Raw genomic sequence first — 12,334 nt, 5'->3', positions numbered from 1 at the left:
TTATTCACCCCTTATGATTCGAACAGAGGACATATCCTTTACAAATTCCTGTCCGCTAACAATTATGTTGTCTTCGGCCTTAATGCCTGAAATAATTTCAATATATTCTCCATTGTCAATATCCACTTTAACCGTTTTATGAATAGCCTTTCCGTCTTCAACGACATATACAAAATACTCGGTTTCTTCCTGAATGACTGCATCTATTGGGAGCATGAATACCTCCTTGCGCTCATCGATTGCAAAATAAATCTGCGCGATCATTCCCGGTTTTATTAAATCATTATAATTAACTACCTGTATTTTCATCTTGTAAAGATTGGTCATAGCATTCGGCACAGGATTAACTAAACTCACCTTTGCATCCATCTTTTCATCTGAAATTACCGGTATGCGGAGTTGAATGTTTTTCCCAACAAAGACTTTGTTTATCAATTTTTCTGTTATATCCGCTTCTATCTGCAATACGCCGATATCGGTGATTACTACCGCAGGTTGCCCGGCAACCACAACGCCATTTTTCTCAATATTTAGTGCAGATACAATACCTGAAATCGGAGCCTTAACATATGAATCATTCAATTGATCTTGAAGTGCTCTTACCTGAGTATTAGAAACCGAAAGCTTCGCTTGTTCGTATTGCTGCTTGGAAACAGCTCCCTCCTCATATAATTTCGAAATTCTCTCAAAATTATTTTTCGCTGTTTCATAAGCCAACACAGCATCTTTGATTGAAGAACTCAATGTTCCATTGTCTAGAGTGAAAAGCAAATCACCTTTATTCACATAATCGCCCAATCCTATATTTAGACTCAAAACATCAGAAACTCCTGCAATTTTAGGAATTACGGAAATTTCATTATCTGCCTTTAATTGCCCTGAAATCACAATGTCTTGTGAAATATTCCCCTTCATAGCTTTAGAAACAACAACCGGAATTGATACTTCCTGTTCTTCAACCGTTATCTCTTGATTATTTCCACCGCAACCAGTTAACGATGCAATTATAATTGTCAGAACAACCGCTCCTGATATCATTTTTTTATTATTCATGTGTTTTCCTCCATCCTAATTTCCGACCGACCGGTCAGTATTCTAATCCTACTTCACCTTTTTATTTTTGTCAATCAAAAAGGACATCTATTTAGATATCCTTTTTGATTCGTTTAATATATTATTTATACACTTATGACTATAAAATACCCAATTCTTTTCCTGCTTCCTCAAAAGCCTTTACAGCTCTTTCAAGCTGTTCTTCCGTGTGTGCTGCAGTAACCATACATCGAACTCTTCCCGTACCGACAGGAACAGTAGGAAATACAATTGCCGAAGCGAAAACGCCCTTTTCCATAAGCTTTCTAGAAAACTCCATGGTTTTCGACTCGTCCCCAATTATAACCGGCGTTATTGGTGTCTGGCTGTGACCTGTATTAAATCCAAGCTTCCCAAGCTTTTCCTTAAAGAATCTTGCGTTTGACCACAATTTATCTGTATATTCGGTTGTTTCTTTCAATATTTTAAAGGCTTCAATTATAGCTCCAACTGCAGCAGGCGGAAGCGATGTGCTAAACAATATAGGCCTTCCTCTGTGGCTAAGCCATTCCTTCATGGTTTCACTTCCCGCAACATAGCCTCCAATAACACCTATCGCCTTTGAAAGCGTTCCTATGCTAAAGTCTATTCTTCCATGCATATTAAAATGGTCAACAGTTCCTCTTCCATTTTCTCCTAAAACACCGGAGCCGTGCGCATCGTCTACATAAGTCATCGCTTCGTATTTTTCGGCTAGCTCAACTATCCCGGGAAGATCTGCAATATCCCCATCCATGCTGAATACACCGTCTGTAATTACCAGTATGTTTTTATATTTATCCCTGTTGCTTTTAAGAACATCTTCCAAGCTATCCATATCGCTATGCTTGTATATTGTTTTGTCAGCCCTTGACAGTCTGCTTCCATCAATTATGCTTGCGTGATTGAATTCGTCTGAAACTATCAAATCGCCTTTTTCAGTAATCGCTTGTATCGTACCCGTGTTGCAATTGAAACCCGACTGATAAACCATGGCGGCCTCTTCACGCTTAAAATCAGCAATAGCCCTTTCCATTTCCTCATGGATATCCATATTGCCTACTATTGTTCTTACTGCTCCCGAACCGGCTCCATATTTTTCTACCGCTTCTATCGCAGCCTTCTTTAGTCTTGGATGGCATGCAAACCCCAAATAATTATTTGAAGATAAATTGATTGCGCATTTCCCATTGATTATTATTTCCGAACCATTCTCCGTGCTTAAAACCGGAAGCTTTCTGTAGACACCTTGATCCTTAAGTTCTTGAATTTTTTCCTTAAGAAATACTAACTCATGTACATTGCTCATATGCTCCTCCTTTTATGTATTTGTTGGCGGTGCTAATACATACGGGCCATAATAGGCTTTTATGTTAATATATCACATACATATTTATTTTTCATCACAATAATGGCTTAAAAGTTTTTCCATCTCAGCCAATCGCAAATCGTCCTTTTCTACTTTGGATTTTCCATTAATCCATAAAGCTGCTCTTATATTGTCAATTCTTAACATAGCCCACCATGCATGAGTTGCAACCATATATGAATTTGAAGCAGCAAGATCAAATGCCGCTTCAAAGGATTTACTGTCCCCTGTGCTTTTAAATCTGTTCCCAAGCAATATAAGCAGATTGCGTTTATAAACCGAATGACCCCTCCAAGCAAAGGCTGTTGATCCGTATTTGAGAGTAAAACTTTTCTTTCCTAAATTTAAATCCTTAAAAATATTATGGCGGCAAGCTAAAGGTTTTATTGCAACGCAATTGTATGGGCAAGCTTCCTGACAAATGTCACATCCATAAGCCCCCCCTATAATTTTTTCACGAATATCGTAAGGAATCTCTCTCTTTGACTGCATCCGTTCCGACAGGCACAGATTGCTATCTATCTTATATCCGTCTCCTATTGCCCCATTCGGACAAGCCTTAATGCAAAGCCTGCATTCTCCACAACCATCTATTATAGTTTTATTACAATAATCTTCACTATTGAATTTTTTTTTCATAAAAAGAGAACCTATTGTAAAAGAGGATCCCAATTCTCCGTTTATCAAAAGGCAGTTTTTACCATACCAGCCAAGACCAGCGCTATAAGCCATATACCTGTCCACCATAGGCCCGTTGTCTATATGAATGCCATAGCCTTTGGATTCATTTAATTCTAATTCAAGCTTCTCTGCTAGTTCTTTCAGTATTTCTCTATTTTTTTTGTGGTAATCCAAACCTTCGGCAAAAGAAGCGACTCCATAGGAGTCGTTATATTCAATATGCGCTTTCATTTTATATGGAAATAAGACAACCAAAATGCTTTTAGTTCCCACAAGGATTTCTTCCGGATTAAATCGTTTGTTCAAATCTCTTTCTGCAAACTCTGAATATTCTTTGCTATTTTTATATGGCTCCAAAAATTCTTTCCCGCATTCGATTATTTCAGGCCTAATAAGCCCATAGTTAAATATGCCATTACTGTGCAAACATTCCTTTATTCGGTCCATAAAAATCTCCTTGGATATTCTGCAAGCCATCATTTTGGAACTACAAGTGTTGAGACTGAGTAGTGCTTTAATTCACAATAACCTCGATCTTTTCTCCCATTTACAAATTCTTCTATGGATGCTTCTAAACGCCCCTGCAACAAATCAACTTCTTCCTCTGTTAAATAGCACTCTCTTTTATGTATAAGACTTTCCTCATTATTAATAAATCCGCTCTTTTCAATCGCATTATAGAAATCTTTTGAAATGCCATCAAATGCACATATATGTTTCCCACATAAAAATCCGTCTATGGATTCTCCATCCTTTATTAGAAAACTCTTATCGATTATAAAAACCTTTGCTGAAGGTCTATAAAACTTTTCAACTATTCCAAGTCTAACTTTTTCCTCTACCAATTCAAGTACTCCAACATTTAGCAGTTCCTTAATATGATAATTTACTTTTGCATGAGGTTCTCCCATGCAATCGGAAATTGTCTTCGCTGTAGCCTGTTTTCCCCCGAATGATTCAATAACTTCTATTCTGTATTTATTTGATATAGTCTTTATTTGTTCAAGTTCATTCAGTATCATGACTTCTTTCATGATTGACAGTCTCCTTTTAAATGATTTCCATAATAAAATAGGTTATATCATCTTCTATTTTCCCGCCATTGTCTTCCATTCGTTCAGCTATGTAACGGTCAATCGTCTCAATATCCTTATGCCTATTCGATTCTAATATATCAATCAAATCTGTCTGGCCAAAAACACAATTCTTTTGTTTGTCTATCAAACCGTCAGTATAAAAAATGACTCTATCTCCCTTTCGCAGATCTATTCTGCTGCTATAATACTCAGGTATATAAAAATCGCTGCATTTACAAATTGGAAATCCTTTGCTCTTATCAAGAAATACGTGGCCTCCATCATCTTTTATCAATATCGGATAACAATTCATGCCCCCGGAGCTATATGTCAGAATCTTGCTGTTAAAATTATAAGAAGCAAAAAATATTACCATATGCATAGCCGGCGGAAAATTCATTTTATTAAAGGCCTCATAAAAATGCGCAAGATTTCTGTGAGGCTTCAGCCCTCTATACCTATTGATAAGCCTTTCAGTCGATTTGACCGTATTTATACAAAACATCGTCATCAAAGCCGCCGATACTCCATGTCCTGAAACATCCAATATATACATCCCAATATTTTCTTCGTCTACTTTAAAGATATCGAAGTAATCTCCGCTAAGGTTCTCGCAAGGCATATATCTCGATACGAACCTTGTATCCCTAATCAGCAGATTGCTTTTGGGAAGCAACGACTGCTGTATTTCCTTTGCATATCTAATTTCATTCATTATGTGTTTGTTCGCTTCATTTTTCTTTTGCGTCTTCTTGTCAATTGCATTTTCCAGGTCCAAAGCATACCTCTTCATCCTTTCCTGGGCTTCCCGCATTTGTATCCATGGCAAATTTATATTGTAACTGAACAACGCTTTGAATATGAAAATCAAAGCAATAATTTTTATCGCATTAGTGTATATGCTCATTAATCCATAGTTTTGGCCCCTAATTACAAATATAACTTCATTAAATGAAAACATCATTATTCCAAACGCAGCTATTATGAAAACCCAATTCTTCATTCTCATTCCCGTTTTTGTGAAGTTAAAGGCTCCAATCATCTGCAAGGTAATAATCAATACTCCAGCAAATACAGATTTGGATCTCGTGTCTACAAGCATTGTTCCTGAATAAATCAAAATAAATACTGCACCAATAAAAACCGTCAGTATACTATTGATTATATTAATCCTTCCCGAATACTTCCTTTCTAAAGGCAGAAATGAAGATATTGTCAAAAGCAATGAGAAAACAAATTTGCCAACTATCCAATATGTGACAGTGGTGTGTGGAGATACATTTTTAAATATGACTGCAGTCCCTGCATATGAAATTGCATAAAAGCAATCCATAATCGCCAGGAATATGAAACCAGCATAAATATAAACCAGCCTGATTCTCTTCATCTGCAATAAAGAATAGTAACAATTTGCAGAAATCATTAATGTTATGGCTATACCCAAAAACTCCAAAATAAGATACCATGTCAATATGTTGTTTTGGTTCATTTGTCCAAATATATTTTCATCCATATTGATTCTCATAACTAAAAACTTATAAGAACCAATTAAAATGGCTAATAAAACAACATAAGCAATAATCATGCGATTTTCAAATTTCAAGTCCTTAGCGCCGCTTTTATCCATAAATCAATCTCCTCCTATTCATCAGATGTGGCAGCTTCCCCCGATAAATTCTCTTAAAATCGAATTCTTCAAAATATGGCATTCGTTATCTATTGGCAAGAAATTGCTTAACAGCTTGAGCAATCCCCTTGCTTCTGCATACTCCCTTTTCGTATCATCAATAGCCATTAAAAGCGGTTCGACATGTTTCTTTAATACAGCCAATTCATACACTAGCGCAGAATTGAACATTACATCGGCTTCTTCCTGAAATGGGAAAATATTATGTTCCTCCCCATCCCTAACATTCTTCCACATGGCAATTGTCTTTATTGCATCATGTCCTCTGTACCTGCTGTCACGGACTATCCTTCTGATAAGTCTTGCATCAGACGTCCGTACTCTGTTGTGGTTGTCAATATTTAGCTGTGTGAGTGCACTTATATATATTTTAAAAACTTTGTCTCTTGATATTTCAGGCAACAGCAAATTGTTCAAACCATGAATTCCCTCCACTATTATAGGCTGGTCTTTATTGATTTGCAGCCCTTCAATGGAATATTTTCGGTTCCCTTTTATAAAATCAAAAATAGGCAATATAACCGAATCTCCGTCAATTAATTTTTTCAAGTCTCCATTGAATCCTCTAATGTCCAACGAATCAAGTGATTCAAAATCATATGAGCCATCGGGTTTCTTTGGAGTTTTTTCACGGTCAACAAAGTAGTTGTCAGTTGAAAGCGTAAGCGGTTTCAACCCGAGAACTCTCAGCTGAATAAAAAGTCTTTCGGCAAAGGTTGTCTTGCCAGAGGAAGACGGCCCCGCTATCATTATTACGCGGGCATTACGTTCATTTATCATGTCCGCTATATTCGCTATCTTCTTTTCATGCAGGGCTTCTGAAATGTGAATAATTTCACCGCTATTACCGTTTTTAACAATGCGATTAAGGTTTGCAACATTGGCAATATTAAGTATATCTCCCCATGATTCTGTTTCGTCAAAAATTGCAGATAGTTTTTTATGGTCTCCAAAGGCCGTAATGATTGAAGGATTCTCTCTATCAGGCAATTGAATAACAAGTCCTCTTCCATGTAAGAATATATCAAAAATATTTAGGTAACTCGTATTCGGAACCATGTACCCATAAAAGTAATCCAAAAGCCAACCGCATCTATAAACACCTACTTTGTTTTCCGTAGAGTATTCTAAAAGCTCTTTCTTATCATTCATACCGATTTTTTCAAATAAATTTATAGCCTCGTTTTTCGTAAGAACCGAAAGAGTCAACAGCTCTTTTTCTTTAATTATTTTCAGCATTCGGTTTTTAATTTTTTCAACCATGAGTTGATCGATTATCTCTTTTGTTTTGATTTCGCAGTATATCCCTTTGCCAAGAGAATGTTCAATATAAACCTTTGCGTCTTCAACTATTTCTCTCGCCGCCCTTATAAACACAAAGCTAAGGCTTCTTTGATAAACCTTTTGTCCATCCGAATCTCGAAGATCCGAAAATTCTATTTTTGCATCTTTATTAATCTGATAATTGAGGTCTCTGAAATGGTTATTCACTCTTGCAGCAAGCGGTTTATACTCAAACGAACCCAGTCGCGGAATCATTTCCACTAATCTGATTCCCTCTTCAAATTCATATTCTGCATCTTTGAAATTCACCTTTACCATCTTCATGCAAGAACCCCCCTTAATCAACACTACCTATTTCATCAAATGGGAAAAGTCTTACTATTACCTTACCCCTAATCATTTCCAGATTTACCGGACCCACACGAGAATCCCTGCTATCCATACTTTTTTCACGATTGTCTCCCATTACAAAAATCTTTTCGCATGGAATCGTTAAATTCAAATCTCCTCTAGTAAAACTCCCGTTTATATACGGTTCATCAATTTCTACATCGTTCACATATACCCTTCCGCTTTCAATCACCAAATGGTCTCCCGGAACTGCTATAACCCTTTTTATAAGATCCTTTTCCTTTCCATCTTCGGTTAGCAAATGGGACTTGAAAACCACAATATCCCCCCTCGACGGTTCTTCCAAAGTATATGGGATTTTATTTATTACAAGATAATTGTTCGGTTCCAAGGTTGGATACATCGAATACCCCTTTACCAATGTCGGCCTTACAAAAAGCGTTATCAGGAATGCTATTGCTATTGACAAAAGGATCGTCTTCACCCATTCCATAATTTCATGTGTCATTTATTTTTTCCCTTTCTTGTTTTCAAGTTTCTTAATAAAATCGTTAAGCTCTCTGTTTTCACATGCAAATGTTTGCCCTTCAACCACCATTTTATAAGCATGTAAGAGCTGCGTGGAAATGCCGTATTTCTTGGCTCCTCCGTATTTGGTATCACCTACTACCGGATGTCCTATCGAAGCCATTGAAACTCTTATTTGGTGTGACCTGCCTGTAAGCAGCTCTACTTCCATAAGAGTATATTTTTCAAACCTTTTTAAAGGTATATATTTTGTATGGATTTCTTTTGCATCTGAATTGCATTTTTCACTAGTTAGTTTAACCTGATTTTTGCCACGGTCTTTTTCTAAATATCCAATTACCTCTCCCGAACTGTCCACATCTCCTTCTACTATTGTAAGATAGAATTTCTTAAAAGCCCTCTGTCTCATCAATTCATTATACTTCTTCACAGCCTCATAGGTCTTTCCGAAAAGTACAAGACCGCTTGTGTTCTTATCAAGCCTCTGTATAGGTGCCGGTCTAAATGTTCTTGAGCAACAGTCTGCAAGGTATGCAATCGCCTTGCTTGACAATGTGTTAGCATATTCTTTGCTGTCCGGATGTGTAAGAAGTCCTCTTGGTTTATTCAAAACCAATATTTCATCATCCTCATAAACTACATCAAGTCCCGATGAAACGGCATCGGTCTCCTTTTCTTTAATCACAAATTTTTCCAATATTTCTTCGTTTAAATATATCTGTATTATGTCGTTTTCTTTGATGAAAGTCTCAGGAGATGCCTTTTTCCCATTTAATTTTATCACCTTTTTTCTCAACAGCTTGTATATATTCCCTCTTGTAGTATTTTTGTAAATTTTGAGCAAATAGCGATCTATCCTTTGCTCAGCCTCATTTTTCTGTACTATTATATCCTTCAATTGCACACATCCTCTTCTTAATAGGTTCTTTCTATTCTTATTGTATAATATTTTTTTTTCATATAAAATACTTTTATGATAAATTTTTATTACAAATAAGTAATCTCTATATATATGAACAGCCAACTATGTTATTCTAATTTTGGAAAGGCGGTAGATAAACATGGAAAAATTAAAGGATATTTTGTACGATATAAGCGATATTTTGCTGGCGCTTTTTATAATAGCGATTATGGCAACAGTAATTTCATGGAAATTTGCAGGTTCTTTTGTCGGAAACGCGAGTGTGCCGGATCGTCATGAAGAAAGCTCTTCATTCCAACAGATAGATCAAGAACCATCAGAAACAAAGCCGGCTGTCGAGGAACCCAGTATTGAGGAACCCAGTATTGAAGAACCCAGTATTGAAGAACCCAGTATTGAAGAACCCAGTATTGAAGAACCCAAGCCTGAGCCCGAGCAAACCGTTATCTATACAACCGTAAAAATACCTTCCGGCAGCACAGGTGTAGGCATCGCCGGAATCATTAAGGACGCCGGCATCATAAATAGTACTACCGATTTCATCAATCGCATTGAAGCCCGCGGCATGAGCGCTAAACTGCAAAGCGGCTCGTTCAAAATAGGCTCCGACAAGTCTTTGGATGAAATAATCAATATCCTAACTGGACAATAGAGGGATATATCTAAAGGACATTTAAATTTTAGGCAACAAACAATAAAAAACAGCACTCATGACGAATATCATGAATGCTGTTTTTCTATATGGAAATCATCCCTGCATTCTCCAATGCTTGTTATACATATTTTTTAGAGAACCGCCTTGCCCTTTCCCCCATCCCAAGGGGTATCCCTCGACGCAGACAAGATGCCATCCTTTGCAGCATTTTGTGCCCAGTGTTTCACCTTTTAGATATTTCAATACATCAGGATTTTCCATATCCAAATCAATTGTGTTCAGTACCTGCCGTTTTTCAAGCCCCATAGCCAAAGATTGCGAAGGAATGAACCTTCCGTTATTGACTTCACCTATGTACCATCCGTTTCGCACATATTTGAGCCCACTAAGGTTCAAGCTCTTTTCCGGGCGAACATATACCTTGTTTTCAAAAAAAACGATTCTCTCTATACTTTCTTCAAATCCTGTGATATTTTCCTCAACAAAAGACATTACTGCTTCCATACTACTTTTACCACATGGCACTTTGCCATTTTCCCGTGTTGTCATTTTCGGCTCATCGTTCTTCCGGCAATATATTGAAGCCATAAAATGGCCCTCTCCACGGTGTCTATGCGGCCATATTCTGCCAAATCCCGAAGCATCGGCATTTCCATCGCATGTCAATTCATCCGATATGTTCCACGTAGCCGGAATTGTCCCCATTTCAAATTCATCGCTTTTGTTTACAAACTCCGATACTATTTCTTCGTTCTCGATTCTTCCGAATGTGCATGTCGAATAAGCCATTTTACCGTCTTTTTTAAGCATACGGCCAGCAGCACATATTATTTCTCTTTGAACATCTGTGCACATATCCCCTTCATATTTTCCCCAGCTTTCGACCGCCTTAGAGTCCCTCCGAAACATTCCTTCTCCCGAACACGGTGCATCGACGAGGATGCAATCGAAAGCAGATTTCCATCTGCCGGCAATTTTTATGGGGTCTTCATTTAAGATAATCACATTCCTTATTCCAAACCATTCCATATTTCTAATCAATGCTCGTACACGCTTTGGATTTATATCATTGCATACCAATAGTCCACTATCCTTCATCATTGCTGATAATTGCACAGACTTGCCTCCCGGAGCAGCGCAAAGATCCAAGACCACATTCCCCGGTTTTGGTTTCAGAATATTTGCGGGAGCCATTGCAGAAGGTTCCTGAATGTAATACAGTCCCGCATGGTAGAGCGGATGCTTTGAAGGTTTGCACTTTTCAGCGTCGTATATGAAACCGTTATCATCCCATGGAATAGTTTCTAGTTCAAATGGACATATTCTCAAAAATTCGTCCCGGGTAATTTTTTTAGTATTGATCCGTATTCCATGAAGCGGTTCCTCATTATATGTTTTTATGAAATCTTCATATTCCGATTTTAGGTCGTTTTTTATTCTCACTCGAAATTTATCCGGCAAATTCATATGGCAACCTCTTCTTCCTATATTATTATTTTACAATATATCACAAATAGCTATTGCTATGTAGATATATCCAATTTATAAGTATATAATTATATTGGGAATAAACAAATATCTACTGCATACAAAGGAGGGGCTAACATGCCTTTAGTTACATCCACCGAAATGTTCAAACGTGCATATGATGAAAAGTATGCCGTTGGAGCCTTTAATGTTAATAACATGGAAATCATCCAGGGAATCGTACAGGCAGCTGCAAAAGAAAACGCACCATTGATTCTTCAAGTATCTGCTGGCGCAAGAAAATACGCGCGTCCGGTTTACCTCAAAAAATTGGTTGAGGCAGCCATCGAAGACACCGGCCTTAACATCGTGCTTCATCTTGACCATGGCGAAGATTTCGAAATTTGCAAGCAATGCATCGATGACGGATTCACTTCCGTAATGATTGACGGCTCTAAACATCCGTTCGAGGAAAATATAATTCTTACAAAAAGAGTAGTTGAGTATGCGCACGACAAAGGCGTTGTTGTTGAAGCCGAGCTCGGAAAACTTGCCGGCATAGAAGACAGCATTAAAGTTTTAAGCAAAAACGCTACATTCACTGACCCCGACGAGGCTGTTGACTTCGTAGAAAGAACCAAGGTCGATTCGTTGGCTATAGCTATAGGAACAAGCCACGGGGCTTATAAATTCAAGGGCGAACCAAACCTCGATTTTGAGCGTCTAGAAACCATAACCAATCTGCTTCCAGGGTATCCATTGGTTCTTCACGGTTCCTCGACTGTAATTCCGGAATTCGTTCAAATGTGCAATGATTACGGTGGCAACATACCCGGCGCAATGGGCGTTCCGGAACCAATGCTAAGGAAAGCGTCCAAGCTTGGCGTATGCAAAATAAATATTGACACCGACCTTCGTTTGGCCATGACAGCCGCCATCCGAAAATCATTCGTTGAAAATCCGGATGTTTTCGATCCCAGAAAGTATTTAGGCCAAGGAAGAACGGCCATCGAAGAGATGGTATCCCGCAAAATTAAAGATGTTCTTGGATGTAGCAATAAAGCTTAGTAATAATATATAATGATTATAATATAAATAATTGACTCAACTTTCGCAGGCGAATATTAACTTCAAACCCTTGAAAATTAAATACTTATAGTACATTTAATTTCTATATTGACATAAAAAATGCACCCAAGTTTGATAAAATGTAAGTGTCAAACAAACATTACAAACAGAAAGG

11 protein-coding genes are annotated in these 12,334 nt (G+C 37.6%); 1 reads left to right on the top strand and 10 read right to left on the bottom strand.

The annotated features are described in order from the left end of the window. The 10 genes from JJE29_02860 to JJE29_02815 all read right to left on the bottom strand — a co-directional run bounded on the left by JJE29_02860 (position 1) and on the right by JJE29_02815 (position 11,091). Entirely contained in the window at positions 1 to 1,053 is a 1,053-nt protein-coding gene (locus tag JJE29_02860) for an efflux RND transporter periplasmic adaptor subunit (GenBank protein ID MBK5251570.1), read from the bottom strand. A gap of 139 nt (positions 1,054 to 1,192) precedes the next feature. Then, the gene (locus JJE29_02855; GenBank protein ID MBK5251569.1) at positions 1,193 to 2,380 is read right to left on the bottom strand and encodes a glycine C-acetyltransferase; all 1,188 of its coding nucleotides are present in this window, start codon (positions 2,378 to 2,380) and stop codon (positions 1,193 to 1,195) included. 84 nt (positions 2,381 to 2,464) lie between these two features. Then, positions 2,465 to 3,568: a DUF1730 domain-containing protein gene (locus JJE29_02850; protein MBK5251568.1), complete on the bottom strand. Its 1,104-nt coding sequence runs from the start codon at positions 3,566 to 3,568 to the stop codon at positions 2,465 to 2,467. A 29-nt stretch (positions 3,569 to 3,597) separates the two neighbouring features. Then, entirely contained in the window at positions 3,598 to 4,155 is a 558-nt protein-coding gene (locus tag JJE29_02845; protein ID MBK5251567.1) for a helix-turn-helix transcriptional regulator, read from the bottom strand. 16 nt (positions 4,156 to 4,171) lie between these two features. Further along, on the bottom strand, positions 4,172 to 5,824 hold the full coding sequence (locus JJE29_02840) for a SpoIIE family protein phosphatase (protein MBK5251566.1): 1,653 nt from the start codon (positions 5,822 to 5,824) through the stop codon (positions 4,172 to 4,174). Between the two features lie 21 nt (positions 5,825 to 5,845). Then, on the bottom strand, positions 5,846 to 7,492 hold the full coding sequence (locus JJE29_02835) for a nucleoside kinase (GenBank protein ID MBK5251565.1): 1,647 nt from the start codon (positions 7,490 to 7,492) through the stop codon (positions 5,846 to 5,848). A 13-nt stretch (positions 7,493 to 7,505) separates the two neighbouring features. Beyond that, positions 7,506 to 8,027, bottom strand: a complete 522-nt coding sequence (gene lepB, locus JJE29_02830; GenBank protein MBK5251564.1) for a signal peptidase I — start codon at positions 8,025 to 8,027, stop codon at positions 7,506 to 7,508. Then, positions 8,028 to 8,945, bottom strand: coding sequence for an RluA family pseudouridine synthase (locus JJE29_02825; GenBank protein ID MBK5251563.1), 918 nt, complete (start codon positions 8,943 to 8,945; stop codon positions 8,028 to 8,030). A gap of 340 nt (positions 8,946 to 9,285) precedes the next feature. Then, entirely contained in the window at positions 9,286 to 9,552 is a 267-nt protein-coding gene (locus JJE29_02820) for a pentapeptide repeat-containing protein (protein ID MBK5251562.1), read from the bottom strand. A gap of 165 nt (positions 9,553 to 9,717) precedes the next feature. Further along, positions 9,718 to 11,091, bottom strand: a complete 1,374-nt coding sequence (locus JJE29_02815; GenBank protein ID MBK5251561.1) for an RsmB/NOP family class I SAM-dependent RNA methyltransferase — start codon at positions 11,089 to 11,091, stop codon at positions 9,718 to 9,720. Positions 11,092 to 11,229: 138 nt separating this feature from the next. Here JJE29_02815 and fba point away from each other — a divergent pair, with 138 nt between their 5' ends. Then, a complete protein-coding gene (gene fba / locus JJE29_02810; protein MBK5251560.1) occupies positions 11,230 to 12,159 on the top strand; it encodes a class II fructose-1,6-bisphosphate aldolase in 930 nt (309 codons plus the stop codon). The last annotated feature ends 175 nt before the right edge of the window (positions 12,160 to 12,334 follow it).

The sequence above is a fragment of the Peptostreptococcaceae bacterium genome (genome assembly GCA_016649995.1).
GTDB lineage: Bacteria > Bacillota > Clostridia > Peptostreptococcales > BM714 > BM714.
Note: the sequence above shows the minus strand (reverse complement) of the source record. Positions and strands in the feature narration are given on the sequence as shown.